We start from the raw sequence: 21,963 nt of genomic DNA, 5'->3' as shown, positions 1-21,963 counted from the left end.
CGCCTTACAAAACTGTAAAGCGTATATTGCAAGAACGGACTGACCGCTACAAGTCGGAACTGACCGACTCAGGCTCTAGTTACACGCTTGGCAACAAGACATTAACAGAGTGCGAATTAGTCCTTGAGTATGTTTGAATACATTTTAAGGAACAGACTTGAATCAAACTATGGATATGAATGAAAACACTGTAGAGCTGAACAAGACGCTACCTAAGAATTGAGCGTGGAGATGAGAAACCAAAAGGTTATATCGAAATAAATGCCGAATGGGGTTAAGTGTTTTGGTTAAATGCTTTTATATGCTGAATCATCTACTTGAAAAAGATGGATTGAGCGATTTGGAGATATTGTGCTGAGTAAAATAAATTTTAGACAAAATATTCAGAAATAAAAAAGAGAGCCATCGGCTCTCTTTTTGTACTGCATAATCGTATCGATTATTGAGCAGCAGCTTCAGAAGCAGCAGCAGCAGCGTCTACAGCAGCATCAGCAGCGTCAGTTGCAGCAGCAGCAGCAGTGTCAGCAGCATCTACAGCAGCTTCAGCGCCAGAAGCAACTTCTACAGCAGCAGCGTCAGCAGCAGCTTCAGCTTCAGATGCAGCTACAACAGCTTCAGATGCAGCAGCGTTAGCGTCAGCAGCAGCTTCTTCAGTTTTTTTAGCACAACCAACGAAAGCTAAAGTAGTAGCAACTGCAGCAGCAATAGCGATTTTTTTGAATAACATGGCATCACTCTCTAAAATATGAGATTAAAAAAAACCGACGTTAGTCTGTTGTATGCTTTTATTATTCCTAAATTTTGTTAGGCACTAACAACGCAGGCGCAGTCTAACTGGTCTGCGAATATGCTATCACTGCGCTTTTTGAATTGCTACTAGGTTGATTGAAAAAAAGGCAAAAAAACGCGAAAAATACGTGCTTTTTTAACAGAAAATAACAATTAATTTGGCATTTTAGATTGGAGAGTTGCACGGTAACTGGCTAAAAACTAAAAGGTTTTTACTAAATATTTTTTTATAATCATTTACTTAAAAATAAGTTTACATATACCGCGTGCAATTGTGTCTTTATGTAAATTTTGTCAACCAAATAAAAAAGCCATCGTTTTAAGATGACTTTTTTAGGTGTTCTAATATTTATAGCCGTTTAATTGGCTGCTTTACGTTTCATTTGATCAAAGAAGTCGTCATTAGTTTTGGTTTCTTTCATGCGATCAAGCAAGAATTCCATTGCTGCCAATTCATCTTGAGTGTGTAACAATTTACGCAAAATCCAAACTTTACGCAAATTATCTTCACTCATTAAGCGCTCTTCACGACGTGTACCTGATTTTTTGATGTTCATGGCAGGGAAAACACGTTTTTCTGCAATACGACGGTCTAAGGTAATCTCTTGGTTGCCTGTACCTTTAAACTCTTCGTAAATCACTTCATCCATTTTACTGCCAGTTTCAATCAGTGCAGTTGAAATAATGGTTAGAGAACCACCTTCTTCAATATTACGTGCAGCACCAAAGAAGCGTTTTGGACGTTCTAAAGCGTGCGCATCAACACCACCTGTTAAAACCTTGCCTGAAGAAGGTACGACAGTGTTGTAGGCGCGTGCCAAACGGGTAATCGAATCCAGTAAAATCACCACGTCTTTTTTATGTTCAACTAAACGCTTGGCTTTTTCAATGACCATTTCTGCAACTTGAACGTGACGAGCAGGTGACTCATCAAATGTTGATGCAATCACTTCACCGCGCACGGTGCGTTCCATTTCAGTCACTTCTTCAGGGCGTTCATCAATGAGAAGTACAATCAAGAACACTTCTGGGTTGTTACGAACAATCGACTGAGCGATGTTTTGTAGCAACATGGTTTTACCCGCTTTAGGCGGAGCCACAATAATTGAACGCTGACCTTTACCAATTGGCGCAACCAAATCTACCACACGTGCAGTTAAGTCTTCAGTTGTTCCATTACCTAACTCCATCACCAACTGTTCTGTTGGGAAAAGCGGGGTTAAGTTTTCAAATAAGATTTTATTACGTGAATTTTCAGGGGTGTCATAGTTAATTTGATTGACTTTGAGCAAAGCAAAATAACGTTCGCCTTCTTTTGGTGGACGAATCGTACCTGTAATGGTGTCACCCGTGCGCAGGTTAAAGCGACGAATTTGCGAAGGGCTGACATAAATATCATCTGGGCCAGCAAGGTATGAACCTGCAGCTGAGCGTAAGAAACCAAAACCATCAGAGAGAATTTCTAGAACGCCATCACCAAAAATCTCTTCACCATTCATGGCATGGCGCTTTAAGATGGCAAAAATAATGTCTTGCTTGCGGTTACGCGCCATTCCTTCAAGGCCCATAAACTCGGCAATCTTGATGAGTTCGCCAATCGGTTTTTTCTTGAGTTCGGTTAAATTCATAGAGGTTCTGATAGAATTAAAATTCTGGGGTACAGGTTAGAGAGGGAGCAACATTTAGCCGCATTCATACAATAAAATGAAAGCAATTGTATTTGCACAATAACGATTCAGAGCACTGATTCATTGTTTGATTGAAAAATGTGAAAAACAATTTCTGTTGCCGAGCGGCATTTTTGTGTTGTGTCTTTTCAGAAAGAGGATGAAAGATCCTGCGTTTCCTGAGCATGCAATATAAGAGAGAAACGTCTACTTGTCAATTTGTAGGCAAAAAAAATACGCCAATGCGTGGCGTATTTTTTTTCATCATCTCTATAAATAGACGATGGATCAATCGACTTAGATATTTTCGTCAATAAACGCAGTCAATTTAGATTTAGGTGCTGCACCGACTTGCTGTGCAACCACTTCACCATTTTTGAACATCAATAATGCTGGAATATTACGGATGTTGTAGTTCACTGCAGTTTGTTCGCAAGAGGTTACATCAACTTTTACAATTTTAACTTTGCCTTGGTATTCGTCTGCAAGTACTTCAAGTACAGGTGCAATTGCTTTACATGGCGCACACCAGCCAGCCCAGAAGTCAACCAATACAGGAGTATCCGATTGAAGAACATCTGCTTCGAAGTTTGCATCAGTGGTGTTTACGATGTTGCCAGACATGGATTACGCTCCAAATAATTTTTAAGATAGCTTTAGTTAGTATTACATAGCCATCTTGAACAAAGTAGGGGAATCTGTGGATTTTCCATTCAAAATACAAATTTGTCTAATTGATCGTGACGATAACGCTAAACGAAAATGCTAATTCTGTAACACAATTGTCATATATGCAGAAAATTTAAATAGTCGTCAAATTGTGCTGATAAATGGCTTTTAAATTAGGTGTATGTGAATTACTCTAGGCACAATTCTGTCTAGGTTTGTTTGAAGAATGTCTGATTTTTTAATTGATGAAGAGTTACTCGCAGCCATCGATATGGGGTCGAATAGTTTTCACTTGGCAATTGCACGGGTGGATCATGGTGAAGTAAAAAAAGTGGCATCAATGTCAGAAAAAGTACAGTTGGCCGCAGGTTTAGATGAAAATAAGAATTTGACCGAAGCTGCTCAACAACGTGGTTTGGCATGTTTGGCGCGTTTTGTAGGACGTTTAACTGCGGTGCAGTCAAATCGTTTGCGTATTGTGGCAACCAACGCATTGCGTCAGGCCAAAAATGGACATGAATTTATTCAAAAAGCCGCAGAAATTTTGCCTAAACCTATTGAAATTATTGCAGGGCGTGAAGAAGCCCGTTTAATTTATTTAGGCGTATCGCACACGATGGCAAATAGTGGTCGTCGTTTGGTAATTGACATTGGCGGTGGTTCGACAGAGTTGATTATTGGCGAAGAATTTGAGCCAATTCATACCGAATCTTTACAAATGGGCTGTGTGGCCTATACCAAAGCCTATTTTGCCGATGGTGAAATTAGCAAGAGCAGTTTTGAAAAAGCAGTGGTTGCAGCGCGTAAAGAACTGTATTCGATTGCCAATACTTATAAAGAAGCAGGTTGGGATACCGTTGCAGGTTCGAGCGGTACCATTAAAGCCTGTCGTCAAATTACGGTAAATATGGGCTGGAGCAATGAGCAGGAAAATCTGACTCGTGAAGGTTTAGAAAAACTCAAAGACCGTTTGCTCAAGTTTAAACACGTATCAGAAATGGAATTTGATGGTCTAAAAGAAGACCGTCGAGCAGTTTTGCCAGCAGGTTTGGCAATTTTATATGCGGTATTTGATGTATTAGATATCGATAAACTGGTGTATTCCGATGGGGCTTTGCGTGAAGGCGTAATGTATGACTTGTTGGGACGTTTCCAGCATGAAGACATTCGTGATCGCAGTGTACAGGCCTTGATGGGGCGTTATAACTCAGACCCGAAACAGGCTGGACGTGTGGTGAAAACTGCGCAACATTTATTTGACAGCGTGGCAGAATCATTAAAATTAAATAACGAAGATAGTGACTTATTGCGTCGTGCTGCGTACCTACATGAAATTGGTTTAGCCATCAGTCACAGCAGTTATCATCGTCACGGTGCATATTTATTGCAACATTCGGACATTCCCGGTTTCTCACAAATTGACCAAAACTATCTCTCGCATTTGGTCGGCAACCATCGTCGAAAGTTGCGCCAAGACGCGAAAACAGAAGTACTGAAAGCGGGTGGCAATAAAATTGTTTACTTAAGTTTGTTGCTTCGCCTTGCAGTTTTGGTCAACGCAAGTCGTAGCGATGCGATGCTTCCTGCCATTGAATTAAGCATCCGCAATGCGCAACAATGGCAGCTCAGCGTGTCGGGTGATGCCAAACAATGGCCATTGCTTGTCGCTGAATTGCACGATGAACAAGTGCAATTCAAGAATTGGGACATTGAATTGAATATTCAGTCGGAACAATTTGTCGATTAAGATTTGGTTAATTTAGGGATAACAGTCGACTTATGAAAAAAGCTGCTCAATCTAAAGCATGGAAAACCGTGCAAATTGCACGTCATCCTGAACGTCCGCAATTTCTAGACTATGTGGGTGAAATTTTCACTGAATTTGATGCCTTACATGGCGATCGTTTATTTGGTGATGATGGTGCAATGATCGGTGGATTGGCACGCTTTGATGGTCAGCCTGTCATGGTGATAGGTCAACATCGTGGTCGCAGTACCCGCGAAAAATTACAACACAACTTCGGGATGTGTAATCCAGAAGGCTACCGTAAGGCACAGCGTCTTATGGATATGGCAGAGCGTTTTAATCTGCCAGTTTTCACTTTTGTTGATACGATGGGTGCATACCCAGGTGTAGGTGCAGAGGAACGTGGTCAGGCAGAAGCGATTGCGACCAGCTTGGCACAACTGTCGAACTTAAAAGTACCTGTAATTGCTACAGTATTGGGCGAAGGTGGTTCAGGCGGTGCGTTGGGTATTGGTGTGGCTGACCGTGTGGTGATGTTGTCACACAGTATTTACTCTGTTATTTCGCCAGAAGGCTGTGCGTCTATTCTGTGGAAAACTGCAGAAAAAGCCGAACAAGCCAGTGAAGCATTGGCATTGACTCCAGAAAAACTGCAAAAGATTGGTATTGTAGAATATGTGGTTGATGAAGGTGAGGGTGCGCATTTAAACCCTGAACAAGTCATGCACAGTCTGAAAAATGTGTTAAAAGAAGCTTTGGATGAATTGCAAGCGATGGATGCAACACAACGATGCGAAGAACGTTACCAGCGTTTAATGAAGTTTGGCAGCGACAATTTAGGTCTAGCGTCTTAAGTCAATTACAGGCTTTTCCTGCACAGACAAAATTTTTAATCGGATGTAGTGGCGGTATGGATTCCATGCTGCTACTGCATCTTTTGTCATTTTTGTGTCCTGAAAAAGTGCGCGCGATTTACATTGATCATCAATTGCAAAGCTCAAGTGCTGAGTGGGGTGCATTGGTGCAAGCCACCTGCCAGAATTTAAATGTACCGTGTGTGTTGCAAAAAGTTAATGTGTCTGAGGGTAATTTAGAAAACCAGGCACGTCAGGCGCGTTATCAGGCCTATATGCAGCACTTAGATAGCAACGAAGTTCTAGTATTGGCGCATCATCAGCAAGATCAGGCAGAAACCGTATTGCTGCGTTTGTTTTCAGGCGCAGGTGTGCAAGGACTTGCTGCCATGCAAGCGGTCGATGTGCGTGATGACATCAGTATTTGGCGTCCGTTATTGGATATTTCGCGTGAGCAGATTTGCCAATGGAGTGCTGAATTAAAGCTCGATTATGTGCAAGACCCAAGCAATCAGGATGTGCATTATGACCGAGCTTGGGCAAGAGAAATATTGTGGCCTGTCGTGCAACAGCGTTTTCCTAAAATGCAGCAAGCTGTGACGCGTACTGCAAACTTGATGCAAGATACTGAAAACATTTTGGCAGAAGTTTTGGCGCAGGATTTAGCTGCATGTGGCACAGACTCGCAGTTGAATTTAATTCAGTTACAACAATTGTCTTTGTCACGGCAACGTCAGCTATTATCGGCATGGATGAAAGGACAGGCACAATATCGCCCAAGTTTTGATATGGTCGAACGCTTGCAACGTGAGGTGATTCAAGCCAAAGCCGATGCACAAGCGGCATTACATTGTCAGGATTATTATTATCTGCGTTATCAGCAACAATTATTTCGTTTGCCGAAAGCGGAGTATTTAGCTGCAGAACATTTTGAGGCAGAAGAACAAGTGTTATGTTTGCAGGCAGATCAGACTTTTCAAGTGTGGTCTGGCTGTTATCAACTGCAACAAGCCAAAGTCGGTTTATCTGCAACTTTGCTGAATCGTCCGTTAACTTTACGGCCACGTTTGGGTGGTGAAAAAATTCATTTGTATGGTCGGGTGGGCACATGGCCACTGAAAAAAGCCATTCAGGAAGCACAAATTTTTCCGTGGACGCGTCATACAATTCAAATATTAAGCCTAGATAATGTTATGCTAGGCGTTTTTAGCCCCAAAGGCTTTTGGCTTGCACAGTCGGACTATTGTGTCGCAGATGGATGGCAACCGAATTTAGTCTCTTAACGACAAAGAACTCAACGAAGAGCGTGAATCATGAGTGCAGTATTGAATTGTAATATTAGTTTCATTGGCGGTGGCAACATGGCGCAAGCCTTGATTGGTGGTTTGATTGCCAGAGGTTTGCCGCCAACCCGTATTACAGTTTCAGACCCTGTAGAACAAGTGCGTGAATTATTAAAAGAAAAAGATGTGCATGTCACTGAGGATAATTTGGCCGCGATTGCAGATGCAGATATTGTGGTATTTGCAGTCAAACCACAGGTTTTGGCACAAGTATTGCGTCCATTGCACGGTCAGTTTGAAGATAAACTGGTGATTTCGATTGTTGCGGGCGCAGAAATTGCCACGATTTCTGAGTTATTACGTACAGAACGTGTAGTGCGGGTAATGCCAAATACGCCTGCTTTGGTGCAAACAGGTGCACATGGTTTGTATGCAACCGAACAGGTCAATAGCACTGACCGTGAATTGGCAAGTCAGGTTTTGGCAGCGACAGGTTTAACTATTTGGGTAAACTCTGAGGCGCAAATTGATGCTGTGACTGCAGTATCTGGTTCAGGGCCAGCATATTTCTTCTATTTGATGGAAAGTATGATTCGTGCAGGCAAGAACTTAGGTTTAGATGAAAAAGTGGCGACAGCACTGACGTTACAAACTGCTTTGGGTGCAGCACAAATGGCAATTACCAGCTCGAATACACCTGCAGAATTACGCAAAAATGTAACTTCACCAAATGGCACGACCCAAGCGGCAATTGAAGTGTTTGATCATGCGCAAATTTCACAAAATATTCAGGCGGCATTGGCTGCTGCTAAAACGCGTAGTCAAGAATTAGCGCAAGAGTTAAGTGATAGTATTTAATTATTGAAAAACAATGAATTTAAATTTTAGGAAAGTTTAAGTATGGGTGCAAATTCTGCGCTAATTTTTGGCATTATCATTAACGTAGCGATTTTGCTCGTATTCTTCCGTTTCTTAATGCAATTGGCAGCGGTGAGTCCTTATAACCCTGTGGTGCTTTCAACCATTAAAGCCACCAAAATTGTAGATGTATTTGGACGTATTTTTCCAACGGTTGGCAAAGGTCGAGTTAACTCTGCAGCCTTGGCTTTGTTGGTGGTGTTGTATCTACTCAAAATTTTTGGTGTTATGTATCTCAATGGTGCGATGCCGAATAGTCCAATTCACTTACTGATTCTGACTTTTGTGACCATGATTCAGGATTTAATCCGTTTCTGTCGTTATTTGATTTTTGCCACCATTATTTTGAGTTGGGTGGTGATGTTTACTCAATCTCGTGGCCCGTATATTGAGGTGATTCAAGAGTTGGCAGAGCCGTTATTAGCACCATTTCGTCGTTTATTGCCGAACATGGGCATGATTGATTTGTCGCCAATTATTGCATTTTTGGCTTTATATATCGCTGAAATTATTATGAATCAGGTAGCGATTGTATTGCTGACTGGCTTATAAGTCGCATTATCCTAAAACATTAAAAAGGACTCAAATCGAGTCCTTTTTTTGTAGTTTAAGTTTGGGCTGACGACCTTAATGAGTCTTCAGAAATACAAATAACCTGCATCCTGACCTCCTTCTAGGCGAAGGAAGGTGCTGAAAAAAGAGAGCGCAACGACTTTAATGCGCTTCATCCCAGTTATTGCCTTTTCCGACTTCCACCACCAATGGTACAGAAATTTCCACCACAGATTGCATGACTTCTGCCAACTTCGGCGCGAGTTCATCTGCCGCATCTGCATCGACTTCAAATACCAATTCATCGTGTACTTGCAGCAACATTTTGGCTTGCGCTTGCGGTAACATTTTGTCGACTTCAATCATCGCCATTTTAATAATATCAGCTGCAGAGCCTTGTAATGGCGCGTTAATTGCCGCACGTTCTGCCGCTTTACGTACCATCATATTACGTGCAGCAATATCTGGTGTATAGAGGCGACGACCTAAAATAGTTTCTACAAAACCTTGTTCTAGCGCGACTTGGCGGGTACGTTGCATATATTCATAAATGCCCGGATAACGCTGGAAGTATTGCTTGATGTAGTTTTGTGATTCTTCACGGGTAAACCCAAGCTGACGAATTAAGCCAAATTCCGACATGCCGTAGAGCAGACCGAAGTTTACAGCTTTGGCCTGACGACGCTGATCTGAGGTTACGTCTTCTAAGGCAATACCCAAGACTTCTGCCGCAGTACGGCGGTGCACGTCTTGTCCATGGTTAAAGGCATCGAGTAGGGCATCATCTTGTGAAAAATGTGCCATTAAACGCAATTCGATTTGCGAGTAGTCGGCTGCCAACAACACGCGACCTTCAGGTGCGACAAAGGCTTTACGAATTTGACGACCAATTTCAGTACGAATTGGAATGTTTTGTAAGTTTGGATCAGTAGAAGATAAACGCCCTGTTGCAGTCAAAGCTTGGTGATAACTGGTATGCACTCGATGCGTATCGTTGTTGGCTTGTTTCAGTAAGCCATCGGTATAGGTGCTTTTGAGTTTAGATAAACCACGGTAGTCTAAAATTAAACTACTGATCGGATGCTCAATTTTTTCCAAAACACTTTCACTGGTACTGTATTGACCTGTTGCGGTTTTCTTGCCGCCTTTGAGTCCGAGTTTATCAAACAGGATTTCGCCCACTTGTTTCGGTGAGCTGACATTAAAGTTTTCACCTGCCAATTCTACAATTTGGTTTTCCAAATCTTGCATGGTTTGGGAAAAATCGACACCCAATTGATCTAAAAATTTCAGATCAAGCTGAATGCCATTTTCTTCCATACTGGTCAGCACACGCGCCACAGGCATTTCGATGTTGTGCAAAATATTGACCAATTCAGGATGCTTTTGTAGCTTCGCAGACAGCACTTCATATAAACGATACGTAACATGCGCATCTTCTGCAGCGTAGTGCGCAGCCGTTTCAATTTCAATTTGATTGAAAGTTTTTTGCTTGACGCCTTTGCCTGCAATTTGCTCATAAGATGTGGTCAGGTGGCTTAAATATAAGCGTGCCACATCATCCATGCCGTGACGGGTTGCGACAGAGTTAAGCACATAAGATGCCAACATGGTATCGAAATACCAACCTTGTAAATGAATACCGTGATTTTCAAGCACATGCGCATCATATTTTAAATGATGCCCAATTTTATCCACCGCATTATTTTCTAAAATAGGTTTGATTTGTGCCAAAACCTGATCACGGTTGAGCTGCTGTGGTGCGCCCTCATAATCATGCGCCAAAGGTACGTAATAGGCATCTTTGGCATCGAACGCGATAGAAAAACCAACAATTTCTGCAACGCGATAATCCAGACTGGTGGTTTCTGTATCAAAGGCAAAACGCTGTGCAGTTTGCAAGCGTTGCAGCAAAGCATCCCAATGCGCCTGATCTAAAATGGTGTGGTATGTTGCTGCACCGAGTTGATCATCAACACTGCTTTGCGTGGCTTGATCTTCAGTTTCAATTTCATTGGCTGTCGGTGCGGCGACTGTTTTTGCAGCTTGTTTATAATTGCTGTTATTTGGATTATTTGGATGATCGAGCGATTGTAATTGATTACGGAATTCTAGCTCGGTATATAAATTGCGTAAGGCTTCAACATTAGGGTCTTGTAGTTTTAGATCGGCATAACCAAAGTTCAGATCAAGGTCACAAACAATGCTGGCGAGTTGATGATCTAGCGCGATGCCATCGGCATTGTCTTTAATATTTTGTCCGACTTTGCCTTTAATATGATCGACATTTTCTAAAATCGCACCAATCGAGCCATATTCGGTCAGTAGTTTTGCAGCAGTTTTGGCGCCAATGCCGGGCACGCCCATAATACCATCGGAAGCATCACCCATGAGGGTCAGATAATCAATAATTTGATGCGGCCATACGCCAAACTTGTCAAATACAGCCTGAATATCCATTGGCTTTTCTTTGAAGCTGTCTTCAAGGGTAACTTTTTCAGTCACCAACTGCGCCATGTCTTTATCGCCCGTAGAAATCAGTACTTGCTGTCCTTCGGCTTCGGCACGTTTGGCTAAAGTTCCAATAATATCATCGGCTTCTGCGCCTGGTAGCATGTAAAGTGGAATACCCAAAGCACGAATTAAAGCATGTAAGTATGGAATTTGCTGAGAAAGTTCCTCAGGCATACTTGGGCGGTCACCTTTATAAATTGGCGATAGTTCGTGACGGAAAGTCGGCTCAGGCGTATCAAAAATTACCGCCATGTGAGTAGGCTGAGTACGACGCATCAACTTTTGAATCGCAGAGATCGCGCCACGAATAGCATTGGTATGTAAACCAGTTGACGTGGTTAATGGTGGTAGTGCGTGAAAGGCACGAAATAGAAAATATGAGCCATCGACCAAGACAAATGGTGGCATGGATTGATTCCTTCTGCAAATAAGCAGTTTATTGTACGTGATTTTTGCAGTTGTCGCAGAAACTGATTTTTAAGGCAAGTGTTGCAGACGCACAGTTACCGAATTGCTGATGAATCCTGATTCAGAATCGTGCTGTCTGTTGTATGATCGGAGCCATGACAATATCAATAAAATGAAGAGCAATGCAGACAGGGCAGAATGAAATTCGAATCATTTGGTTCATGCTATTAATCATAATTTCAATTGGCGCATGGTGGCTCGGTGTGCCGATGCTGAGTTATATCTGTGCAGTTGCTGCGGTGGTCAGCGTGATGTTTTTTGTGGGACGAGTGCAGAACTCACTGGAACAGGTTGTGGATGCACAGTCACAAGTACAACGCCAAAGCTCTAAAACTCCTTTATATATCGCCGCTTTTATTGCTTTTTTAGGAATATTGCTGGATTGGTATTTACTGACATCTATTGCTTTAAGTGCATGGATTTTTATGTTGTTGCGATGGTTGCAGCGTTTGGAGCAAGGACTGTATCAATTACAGCAATTACAAAGTGCCGCTAAGCTTCAGGCGCATGCTCAAAAGAGCTATCCTCAAAAGACCAATGCTCAAGAGAAAAAGGTTCAAACGCAATTCGCAGAGCATATTTTAGCCAATACATCTGAAGTTGATGCAAGTCTTTCATCAGTTAAGGCAAATGTGGATGATGGTGTTATATCAACCGCTTCTCAACCTGAAACCATCGCTATTCAATCTGATTCCACATTATCGAGCGAGCCGAATTCTGTTCGGGAACAAGCAGCTCAAGTTTCTTATCCATATCCAGATTCATATCAAGACCAAGAACATCCACATCAAGGGCATCTACATCAAGAATATTCAGCTCCAGATTTAGCCAAATCCTCAAGGTCTGCCGCCCCTTTTGCAACAGAGTCAGGTGCATCAAGTAACAGTTTATTGCAACAAGCCCAATCATGGCTGTTGCATGGCAATCCTGTATTAAAAGCAGCAATTGTAGTGTTACTCATAGGCGTGGTGTTACTGCTACGTTTTGCTACTGAACATTGGCAATTTAGTTTGGCAGTGAAACTTTTGTTCGTTGCTGGCGTGAGTGCAGCAGTGACAGTATTCGGTTATCTGTTACGCAACAAAAATCGCAGCTTTGCTTTGGGTGTGCAAGGTTTGGGGTTGGCTGGGCTGTGTCTGACCTTATTTTTTGCCTATTACAATTTGGTCATTCCAAATTTAGCTATCGCCAGTCTGTGTTTTATTGTGGTGATGGTGCTCACGCTCTGGCTGAGTTTAAAACAACAATCAGTCGAACTTGCCCTCATGGCAATGCTGATTGCGTATTTCGCACCGTTTACTTTACCTGTTCGAAATGCAACAGCCATTGAATTTATTGCCTATTATTTGCTGATTAATATTTCGGTTGCCATTTTAAGTAGTTTGCGTCCGTGGAAATATTTAAATCAAATTGCATTTTTAATGACCGTTGTAGTGGGTGGTAGTTATGCCTTTTATCATGGGTATATCTTTGAACGGCAGGTTTTAACGCTTTTGGTTTTGGCACATGCGGCTATTTTTATTTGGTTGGGTTTTCGCTTTAGTCAACTTTTGGCAAAGGATGATGTTGTCACGTTTCAGCTGAAACCTATTTTAGACCTTGCCTTGATTTTTGGCGCACCCATAGTCGGTTATGCCTGTTTATATTTGATGTATTTTGAAGAAACAGCAGGGCAGGCAGCCTTTAGTTTGTTATTTGCGGTGGTTTTTGCAGGTTTGTATTGGCTGACCAAACAGCATCGGCAGACAAAATTTATTGCGCAAAGTTATTTCAGTTTGATGCTGATTTTTAGTGTGTTGATTCCACCTATTTTGCTGCCTGAACAATGGAGTGTCATCGGTTGGGCATTACAAGGCGTGGCTGTGTTTATGTTTGCCTTTATTCAACATTCTAAAATTAGCCGTTACTTGGCACTGGGTTTGTTTGCCGTAGCGGGCTTATCAGGGCTGTATTATTTAGTCGAGTTACCTTATTTCGAGCGTAGTATTTATTGGGTACTGAGCCTAAGTTATGCCACGGTTGTGGTGTTTTCCAACAGCCGTGCAGCTTTCAGACAACAACTGAGCACAGCAACCACGAGCGTACTGTGTTTAATGATGTTGTCTGCAACCAGTTTATGGCTATGGTTAGGTTTAGATTACTTTGATGGAGAACTTGCAACCGTACAGACGCTTTTGGCGGTGGTGGTCATTTATTTACTTATCAACGAAGTACTACTTTCTCGTCAAGCGACATGGTCATGGCTATTGCCCAAATGGTTAGGTCTAACGCCAGTTTCGCTCACTGCAGCAGGTTTATTATTCAGCCGTAGCTATGATGGAGCGGTGCATTGGGTTTCGGGTACTGAACGTCTGCTATTTGCCTTGTTTGCAGGCGTGCTCAGTGTGTTGTGGTTGCGTCCTTTATGGACTGTCCGCAGCGACAAAGAATGGCTGAGTTTAGGACTGTTACCCATTTTGGCGATGGCGAGTTTAACGCTGTTACCACAGTATCCGTATAGCAGCGTGGTGATTTTACCATTGCTCTTTGCGGCGTGGTGTTGGTGGCAACAACCGGATTCAGATTGGCGCAAATTTTGGTATGCGCGTAGCAATTTAATCTTCATGTTGATGTGGATGCTATGTTCACAACTGTTGACTGAACACGCATTTTACGGCTATGTACTGCCTATTTTGAATCCATTTGATTTGGTTAGTATAGCCATGTTGGTGGCTATTTTGTGGATGTTGAATCTGCAACGCAAAACCCATTTAGACCAAGGCTTGGCAGCGGTAATTATGGTCTTGAGTTTACTGTGGCTAAGTAGTTATGTGCTATTACGTGCCTTACATCTGTATTTGGGAACGCCAATCAACCAAATTGCTGTTTGGCAAGATGCCACTGTGCAGCTCAGTTTGACCTTGCTTTGGGTGAGTTTGGCTTGTATCGCCATGTGGATTGCCAGTCTGAAACAATTACGTGCCTTGTGGATTTTAGGCAGCAGTATTTTGGTGATTGTGACCTTAAAATTGGTGCTTTTAGATTTATCTAATATTGGAACTTTAATGCGCGTGCTGTCATTCTTTGCTGCAGGTTTAGGTATGCTACTGATTGCATATATTGCCCCAATTCCTGAGCCAGATCTCGTAAAAAACAACACTTCGCCGTCTTCCAAAGCTTGAGCAGATCCTCAAGTTTAGTTAGAGGCAAAGTGTCGAAGACTGAAACGATTACTTTAAGTCAGGTTCTCGTTTCAGTGCTTGGGCATTGGCATATTGATCAAGTTCTTCATTATTTAAAGGGCGCGATAAAGGATGATCAACAAAACCCATTTTGGGTACAGGAATTTCGATTTGGTTGTCTAGGAAACCATTACGGATACGTTCCTGCATTTCATCACGTACCTTTAAAAAGTTTTCTTGCTGACACCACACCGCAAACAACAATTCAATTGAAGATTCACGGAAAGCTGTAACTGTCACCGCGGGTTTAGGGTCAGACAGCACGAGCGGATATTGATTGGCGACACTGAGCAACACTTCACGCACTTTAATAATATCTTCGTGAAAATTAATCGCGAGGGTAATGGGCACACGTCGGATTGGAAACTTGGACAAGTTATGCACGGGTGCACGAATCAATTGTTCATTGGGTAAACGCACATAAATATTGTCTTGGGTCAGCAATTTAACTGAAAGTAAGTCAATTGAGATCACTTCACCTTCAATGGTGTGTCCGCGAATCAGGGTGATTTGAATGGTATCGCCCACTTCAAAAGAACCTTCGCCAATCAGGAACATACCACTAATTAAATTGGATGCCGAGGTTTGTGAGGCAAAACCCAAAGCCACGGTTAAAATACCCGCTGCACCTAAAAACACGCTGAGTTTAAAGCCTGCTTCTTTCAGGCTCGCCATCACAAACAGCAGGAAAATAAAGTAAAAAATCCCGCGTCGCCAAACTAAGCGTTGATGCGCATTAAAACGTGCGCCAATAGTGCGTACAAAAGTATTGGAAACAAAACGTGCAATTAAGAAACCAATCAAAGACAATACAATTGCGACCAAAATTTCGGTCAGACGATCTGTATTGATACTGGTAAAAATTCCTTTGAGGCTGTTGGTGATTTCTTTGGAAATATTGGAATCTGCCATAACATCCTCTTAGAAAAATGAATCAAACATATTAAATAAAGCACCTGCCGTTTCACGCGGTGGTTGCAAATAGGTCACTTCACCTGCATGTGGCGGGGTGCGATTTTCAATCCGAATTCGTGGCGGGCGGTCTAAACCTTCATGCATCACTTTAATTTGTGAAGTCCATAAACGACCTGTACTTTCGCTGAAAAATAAAGGCAGCGCAGGCACAGGCACATTCATTCGGTCAAAACGCAATTGTTGATTGCTGGTGTTGTGAAATTCAATCGGCGTGACGGCACGAAATGCACGTGGTTTTAATTGATGTAATTCGGTACGGCCATCGACTGCTGTGGCATAGCAAATTTCACCTGTACGATGATTGGGGCCAAACCAAGTATCTTTCGGGCGAATAATCGGCAAATCAAAAATGGGTTCACGTTGACCATCGACAAAGGCAGACATCCACAACGGTGTGCTGATATACAAGGTGCCGCGTTGCCCCGCAGGAATATAAATTGGATCGACAGGTTTAATCACCACTGAACGGTCTGCCAAACGAGGCATGAGCTGTAATTTACTTTGTGTAGATTTGAACATATAGCGTTCAATTTTCACAGGTTGTGGAAAGGCAAATTCAGGATCATCAATGTTATGCCATTGCTGTTCATAATCGTATTGAACCTGCGGGCGATAATATTCCAAACGCCATTCTTGCATACCACGGGTCAAACGTACTAAGAGTGAGCCAAATTGCCACGTTTTAGGACGATTGAGCTCAAACTCATAGTCACCCCACCATTTTAATTTAGCCGAATCAGTTTCTGAAATCTCATGATTTTGTGACAATGGCCTATCCCTTTCTTGATAAATCAGCGAAAACAGACTTCACGCTGTCATACGCTTAGAGTACACTCAAATTAAATTTTTTCATCATTATTATAATCGCTGATGCAAGTACTGAAACAATTACAAATACCGTATAGCTTTGCCAAACGCCATGGGGTGTTAATTCGTTATGAGGGCGATCATGCCTTTATTGTACGTCGTGAAAATACCCCTATGCTTGCAATTCAGGAAGCACGTCGTTTTTTGGGACATCCTGCGCAGCATCAACTTTGTAGCGATCAAGAATTTCATCAATTATTAAGCAGCAGTTTTGCAGGTGATACTGGCGAATCTCAGCAAGTCGCGGCAGGGCTGGAAGATCATCCTGATTTGCTCAGTTTGGCAGACTCTGTACCTGAAGCAGAAGACCTAATGGATCAGGAAGATGATGCACCTATTGTGCGTTTAATCAATGCCTTGTTGTCTGAAGCGATTCGGGTTGGCGCATCGGATATTCATATCGAATCTTTTGAGAAAAAACTGTCAGTCCGTTTGCGGGTCGATGGTCAGTTGCGTGAAATCGTGCAACCGCGCCGTGAACTTGCGCCTTTATTGGTGTCACGTATTAAAGTCATGGCAAAACTGGATATTGCCGAAAAACGTATCCCTCAAGATGGTCGTATTTCGCTTAGATTGGCAGGTCGTGAGGTGGACGTACGTGTTTCAACACTGCCATCTTCACATGGCGAGCGAGTGGTGATGCGTTTGCTGGACAAGCAGGCAGGTCGTTTGAACATGACTCATCTGGGGCTTATGCAAAATGATTATGAACGTCTAAAACAATTGGTGCATCGCCCACACGGGATTATTTTGGTCACAGGGCCTACGGGTTCGGGTAAAACCACGACTTTGTATGCTGCATTGTCAGACTTGAATGATGGTTCTAAAAATATTTTGACCGCAGAAGACCCAATTGAATATCAGCTGGAAGGGATTGGGCAAACACAGGTCAACACCAAAGTGGATATGACCTTCGCACGTGCTTTAAAGGCGATGCTGCGTCAAGACCCAGACGTGGTGATGGTGGGGGAGATTCGTGACTTAGAAACTGCCGAAATTGCGGTGCAGGCGTCTTTAACAGGTCACTTGGTGCTATCTACACTGCACACCAATACTGCCATTGGTGCAGTCACCCGTTTAAAAGATATGGGCATCGAGCCGTTCTTGCTGTCAAGTTCATTAATTGGGGTGATCGCGCAGCGTTTAGTGCGCACCTTATGTTCGCACTGCGCCACATGGCATGCTGCAGATGACTTTGAACAAGAACTCTTTAAAAGTGTGACCGATGCAAGCGATTTAAAACTTCCGCAACCGAAAGGCTGTGAACATTGCTCACATACAGGTTTTACTGGGCGGACTGCAATTTATGAAATTGTCCCTGTGGATGAAGCAATGCGCCGTTTGATTCATGGCAATGCCGCGGAATATGAACTGGAAGATTATGCACGACAGCAATCAGGTTCGATTCGTGAAGATGGATTGCGTAAGGTATTGGCAGGTAAAACCACTTTGGAAGAAGTGCTGCGCGTGACCAATGAAGCGGCTGAATAGCTAAAAAGTAAGGTTAAGATAAGAAATACAAAGAGTTGATCACTATATTGTTGATCAACCCTTTTTATTGAAATTCAATTTTAAAATTGCAATAAACGACGATGCTGCATTAACGGCATCGACTCTCGAATTTTGCTTTGTTCATCTAAATCAAAGGGCACTGTAATCAGTTGCGTACCTTCGTCTTGCACCATTGACAATAACTGTCCGCGTGAATTGGCAGCGCCTGAATGTCCCCAAGTCTGACGTTTTTCACCATGCCAACCTTGTTGGGCTGCACCTAAAACCTGACATTGACTGTCCATGCCACGCGCCTGCAAGAGCAATTGCCAATGCATTTGACCTGTGGTGTAAGTAAAAGCCGATGGCGCAGTTAAAATATTGGCGCCTTGCGCACGTAAAGTTAAGGCCAATTCAGGAAAGCGCAAGTCATAACACACCATTAAGCCAATGTTGCCAAACGGTGTTTTCGCCACAACGACTTCAGAGCCGGGTTCAAAAAACTTAGATTCCTGATAACCACCAACAGAGTCACCAACTTGCACATCAAACAAATGAATTTTGTCATAACGTGCTTCAGTTTTTTCTGGGCTAATACATAAACTGACCGTACGCACACGACCATCTGCAATTGTTGAACCATCAGGGCGATATGGGCAGGGCAATGTACCCGCCACAATCCAGATTTGATATTGATGTGCAAGCTGTTCCAAACGCTGTTGAATACTTTCAAACTGTGCCGCGGTTTCGCGTTGTTTGCCTGCTGCAAAGCAAACAAAGTTTTCTGGAAAAACGATCAGTTCAGCGCCATCAGCTTTACTCTGTTGAATCAATGTTTCAATGATTTTGAAGTTTTCTTCAATATCATTTTGCGAGTTCATTTGAGCAACAGAAAGTAAAGTCATCAAAGCATTCCTGAGTGAAGATCAAGCGTTCTGCTGATTTTTCTCAGCACACTGATCGAGATTATCTTGTTCTTTTTGTAGCTGTTTCACCAAAGGTTCGAACATATTTTGGTTGTTTTCATTCAGCTTCATGAGGGTTTTATGGGCATCTAATACTGTAGTGAGCATATTGCTATGCGTGACGTGTTCTTCTACCAGCTCACGTGTGCAAACTGTTGGATCGCCACAGTAATTTAAAATCACAAACACCTGTCCTAAGCCCATGCTATTTGCGAGCGTAGTAATGTCAGGATTGGTAGATAGCATAACTGCCTGAATATGATGGATTTGTTTCAGTTTTAAGCCTAGCTTAGCCAATACACCTAAAACTGTACTGTCAATAAATGTAGTTTGGGTTAAATCTACAATTGCACCCACCACATTAGATTGTTGTTCAATTTTACTGAGTAGTTTGTCTAGACTAATACAAGATTGGGCACGCACTTCGCCAAAAAGCTTAAAGATATGCGTTCCATTCAAACTTGCATATTCAACATGACCTGTTGACATATAAATGCCATTTGCAGAGAAGGATTAGATAATTATCCCATAGCGACTATATAGACTCAAGTGGCTTACAGTCGTATATCTTGGGTTGAGAAGTTAACTGGCTGATTTATTGGTTATTTTGTTCGACACAAACTCAAGATCGCAATATCATCTGCTACATGATCGGGGGCTTGGAATGATTGATTTTGCAAGTGAAAGACCAATTGTTCAAACTGTTCATTCAAACCACCACTATAAGGTTCTAACGCACCATCGGAGCAGATAATAAACCGCGCCTGTTTATTTAATACGCACTCAAATTCCTCAACTTCTAAATCTTCAGTCAGTCCCAAAGGAAAACTACTGGTATTTAAAATTTTAGGTGCTTGATTGGGTTCGATAATAATGGCAGGTGGATAATGCCCCGCACTCGACCAACGCAGTTCGTGGGTTTCAATATTTAAAATCCCACTAATCATGGTGATATGCTTTTCAATATTTTCTTGAACCAACATGCCATTCAGCTTCTTAATCAGTTCGCGTGGTGTTTTGGAGCGACCATGAAATGCAGCCATCCAAGACGTTAGTAAACTACTAGTTACACCATGCCCAGAGACATCGGCTAAATAGAACATGATTTCTTTATCACTGATTTTCCAGTAATCAAACCAATCGCCTGACAAATAAGCCGAAGGCTTAAATAACGTATCTACACGGTAGTTGCACAGTTCGATAGGATTGGGCAGTAATTTTTTTTGTAGTTCAGCAGCTGAAGGTAAGTCGCGGCTGTCTTGATTGCGTTTATATTGTGCGTCTATTTTGCGTAAGGCTTGTTGTGGATTTTCTGGTAAACGACTCCACAACCAACCTGCTAAAGCGCCTTGTTCCCATGCTTGCACCAATGCTGTGCCTTCATCTTCAAAGGCCAATACAATCGTGGGTAAATTCCATTGATGTGTTAAATAATCTTGCACATCGGCAATTGCAATAATGGTTGGGTCATACAAGCTGATGTCATCTATGTGAATCATTTGCACACTAGGAAGTGTGTCGAGCACCTGTTCTAGATATGGAATATCACGTGTGGGTTGAATGAAATACATAGAGTTTTGTGTTGACCCTGAACCTAAACAAAGCGTTACTATAACAATGCCTGAATACTCAAGGAAAGTAAAAACTCACCTTGAGTAAAATGTTTTACAAATTATTCTTTGCTTTCTTCAGGCAGGTTTATTTCTTCTTGATCATCAAAAAGTTCTTCGGTTTCATCATCTACAAACGAAATACTGTCGGCATCGAGTCCTTTCTTTTCCGCAATTTCAAAGTTTTTACGTTGCAAGTAAATATCCCGAATCGCGGCATATTTATCGCCCTGTAATACTTGTTCTACATCCAAGAGTTGCGAGCGTGTATCTAGGCCGCGCATAACTTGCTCCGACCAATATAAACGGTCATTGCCATCTAAAATGTATTTTTGTGGACGCGCCTGACCATCTACAAGTGTGCCAAAACCATCACGGAAAGTACTTGGGCCGTAAAATGGTAACATAACATAAGGCCCTGAAGGGACACCGTAGTAGCCCAAGGTTGTACCAAAATTTTCTTCTTCTGTGTCTAAACCTAAACGACGTGCAGGGTCAGCCATGCCTAAAGTGGTAATCGTATTTAAACTAAAACGACCTAAAGTTTTAGCGGCACGTAAAGGACGACCTTGAATCAATTGGTTAACCGCATTCCATGGTTCACCCAAGTTTTTACGAAATTGACGATATGAACCGCGCACTTCACCAGGGACTTTCTTTGTATATTGAACCGCAAGTGGACGCGCGATATTACGATCTAACATATCGTTGAATGCATAAATCTGACGGTTTAAAGGTTGCAGTGGGTCTTTGACTTCATCGGGTTGTGCAGCATTTGCATTCACTTTTAAATCTTTGGCTTTTACATTTTTTAATTCTTTAAGCGCATTCAAACGACTACTTTTAGTTTCAGAAGATGAGTCTGCCGCAATAACTTCAGTAGTTTCTTCTTGAGCAACTTCTTCAGTAGAAGGCGTTGTCGCATGTGTTGAGGTGATGAATCCTAAAGAAACAAGGCACACCCAAAGATATTTTTGTTGATACATAAAGAATCCTAGCGCTTAAATCTGAGTAAGCAAAAGCTGTTATATCGCCGATGGGTATATAGTAACAGTTAATTGAAACGATGTATTAAAGCAAATTTGCTCAAAATGTGTGTAGAAAAAGCAAAAATGAACAAAAAATAAACACCCGATATATTTCTTTTGAAAAAAGTCTTGCAAGGTATAATATTTGCCCTATAATGCACATCCATCGGCGGTGATGAAGATTAAAACTTCTGATAAAACAATGACTTGGTTAGGAGTGATTGAGTTGGGTTTTAGAAAGAAAGTTTAAAATAATTTAAATTACCAGTTGACACTTTAGAAATAAAGCGTAATATAGCCGACCTAGCTTGATGCTGACGAAGCATCGAGAAGATCATTAAGAGA

The 21,963-nt window shown here is 42.1% G+C and carries 17 protein-coding genes; 7 read left to right on the top strand and 10 right to left on the bottom strand.

Translation table 11 applies throughout. The features are described from left to right. Window positions 1-439: 439 nt before the first annotated feature. The 3 genes from FTV28_RS12635 to trxA form a co-directional block, all read right to left on the bottom strand. Window positions 440-727: a hypothetical protein gene (locus tag FTV28_RS12635; protein ID WP_004975160.1), complete on the bottom strand. Its 288-nt coding sequence runs from the start codon at window positions 725-727 to the stop codon at window positions 440-442. A gap of 421 nt (window positions 728-1,148) precedes the next feature. Continuing rightward, a complete protein-coding gene (rho, locus tag FTV28_RS12630) occupies window positions 1,149-2,417 on the bottom strand; it encodes a transcription termination factor Rho (protein ID WP_004975162.1) in 1,269 nt (422 codons plus the stop codon). A 336-nt stretch (window positions 2,418-2,753) separates the two neighbouring features. Continuing rightward, window positions 2,754-3,080, bottom strand: coding sequence for a thioredoxin (gene trxA, locus FTV28_RS12625; RefSeq protein WP_004975164.1), 327 nt, complete (start codon window positions 3,078-3,080; stop codon window positions 2,754-2,756). A 271-nt stretch (window positions 3,081-3,351) separates the two neighbouring features. On the opposite strand from trxA, the gene ppx reads away from it, so the two are divergent. Genes ppx through FTV28_RS12600 form a run of 5 tightly spaced genes read left to right on the top strand, consistent with a single transcriptional unit; the run spans window position 3,352 to window position 8,479 of the window. Beyond that, entirely contained in the window at window positions 3,352-4,872 is a 1,521-nt protein-coding gene (gene ppx / locus FTV28_RS12620; RefSeq protein ID WP_179990642.1) for an exopolyphosphatase, read from the top strand. Between the two features lie 32 nt (window positions 4,873-4,904). Continuing rightward, the gene (locus tag FTV28_RS12615; protein WP_179990640.1) at window positions 4,905-5,726 is read left to right on the top strand and encodes an acetyl-CoA carboxylase carboxyltransferase subunit alpha; all 822 of its coding nucleotides are present in this window, start codon (window positions 4,905-4,907) and stop codon (window positions 5,724-5,726) included. Further along, on the top strand, window positions 5,663-7,009 hold the full coding sequence (gene tilS, locus FTV28_RS12610; RefSeq protein WP_179990638.1) for a tRNA lysidine(34) synthetase TilS: 1,347 nt from the start codon (window positions 5,663-5,665) through the stop codon (window positions 7,007-7,009). The genes FTV28_RS12615 and tilS overlap by 64 nt, the downstream gene beginning before the upstream one ends. Window positions 7,010-7,039: 30 nt before the next feature. Beyond that, window positions 7,040-7,867 carry a pyrroline-5-carboxylate reductase gene (gene proC, locus FTV28_RS12605; RefSeq protein WP_096902428.1) on the top strand — a complete coding sequence of 276 codons (828 nt, stop codon included), beginning with the start codon at window positions 7,040-7,042 and terminating at the stop codon, window positions 7,865-7,867. Window positions 7,868-7,909: 42 nt separating this feature from the next. Beyond that, window positions 7,910-8,479 carry a YggT family protein gene (locus FTV28_RS12600; protein ID WP_004975174.1) on the top strand — a complete coding sequence of 190 codons (570 nt, stop codon included), beginning with the start codon at window positions 7,910-7,912 and terminating at the stop codon, window positions 8,477-8,479. Window positions 8,480-8,641: 162 nt separating this feature from the next. On the opposite strand, the gene polA is transcribed toward FTV28_RS12600, so the two are convergent. Continuing rightward, window positions 8,642-11,401 (bottom strand): DNA polymerase I, encoded by a 2,760-nt coding sequence (gene polA, locus FTV28_RS12595; protein WP_004975176.1) that lies wholly within the window; start codon window positions 11,399-11,401, stop codon window positions 8,642-8,644. 182 nt (window positions 11,402-11,583) lie between these two features. Between polA and FTV28_RS12590 the strand changes: the two genes are divergently transcribed. Further along, entirely contained in the window at window positions 11,584-14,622 is a 3,039-nt protein-coding gene (locus FTV28_RS12590) for a DUF2339 domain-containing protein (RefSeq protein ID WP_179990635.1), read from the top strand. Window positions 14,623-14,670: 48 nt separating this feature from the next. Here the strand turns inward: FTV28_RS12590 and FTV28_RS12585 are convergent, their stop codons facing one another. Beyond that, complete coding sequence (locus tag FTV28_RS12585) at window positions 14,671-15,594, bottom strand: mechanosensitive ion channel family protein (protein ID WP_096902425.1); 924 nt, start codon at window positions 15,592-15,594, stop codon at window positions 14,671-14,673. A 9-nt stretch (window positions 15,595-15,603) separates the two neighbouring features. Next, window positions 15,604-16,425 (bottom strand): hypothetical protein, encoded by an 822-nt coding sequence (locus FTV28_RS12580; protein WP_004975182.1) that lies wholly within the window; start codon window positions 16,423-16,425, stop codon window positions 15,604-15,606. A 102-nt stretch (window positions 16,426-16,527) separates the two neighbouring features. On the opposite strand from FTV28_RS12580, the gene gspE reads away from it, so the two are divergent. Continuing rightward, window positions 16,528-18,015 (top strand): type II secretion system ATPase GspE, encoded by a 1,488-nt coding sequence (gene gspE / locus FTV28_RS12575; protein WP_004975184.1) that lies wholly within the window; start codon window positions 16,528-16,530, stop codon window positions 18,013-18,015. An 80-nt stretch (window positions 18,016-18,095) separates the two neighbouring features. Here gspE and FTV28_RS12570 read toward each other — a convergent pair whose 3' ends face one another. The 4 genes from FTV28_RS12570 to FTV28_RS12555 all read right to left on the bottom strand — a co-directional run bounded on the left by FTV28_RS12570 (window position 18,096) and on the right by FTV28_RS12555 (window position 21,576). After that, a complete protein-coding gene (locus tag FTV28_RS12570; protein ID WP_179990633.1) occupies window positions 18,096-18,920 on the bottom strand; it encodes a carbon-nitrogen hydrolase family protein in 825 nt (274 codons plus the stop codon). Between the two features lie 21 nt (window positions 18,921-18,941). Further along, window positions 18,942-19,469, bottom strand: coding sequence for an anti-anti-sigma factor GigB (gene gigB, locus FTV28_RS12565; RefSeq protein ID WP_179990631.1), 528 nt, complete (start codon window positions 19,467-19,469; stop codon window positions 18,942-18,944). Window positions 19,470-19,582: 113 nt separating this feature from the next. Next, the gene (gigA, locus tag FTV28_RS12560; protein WP_179990629.1) at window positions 19,583-20,551 is read right to left on the bottom strand and encodes an RsbU family protein phosphatase GigA; all 969 of its coding nucleotides are present in this window, start codon (window positions 20,549-20,551) and stop codon (window positions 19,583-19,585) included. A gap of 101 nt (window positions 20,552-20,652) precedes the next feature. After that, entirely contained in the window at window positions 20,653-21,576 is a 924-nt protein-coding gene (locus FTV28_RS12555) for a VacJ family lipoprotein (RefSeq protein ID WP_179990627.1), read from the bottom strand. Window positions 21,577-21,963 lie beyond the last annotated feature (387 nt).

Source organism: Acinetobacter sp. YH12252, from assembly GCF_013417365.1.
Classification (GTDB): domain Bacteria; phylum Pseudomonadota; class Gammaproteobacteria; order Pseudomonadales; family Moraxellaceae; genus Acinetobacter; species Acinetobacter towneri.
The sequence above is the reverse complement of the archived record's forward strand: the minus strand, read 5'-3'. Positions and strand labels throughout refer to the sequence as shown.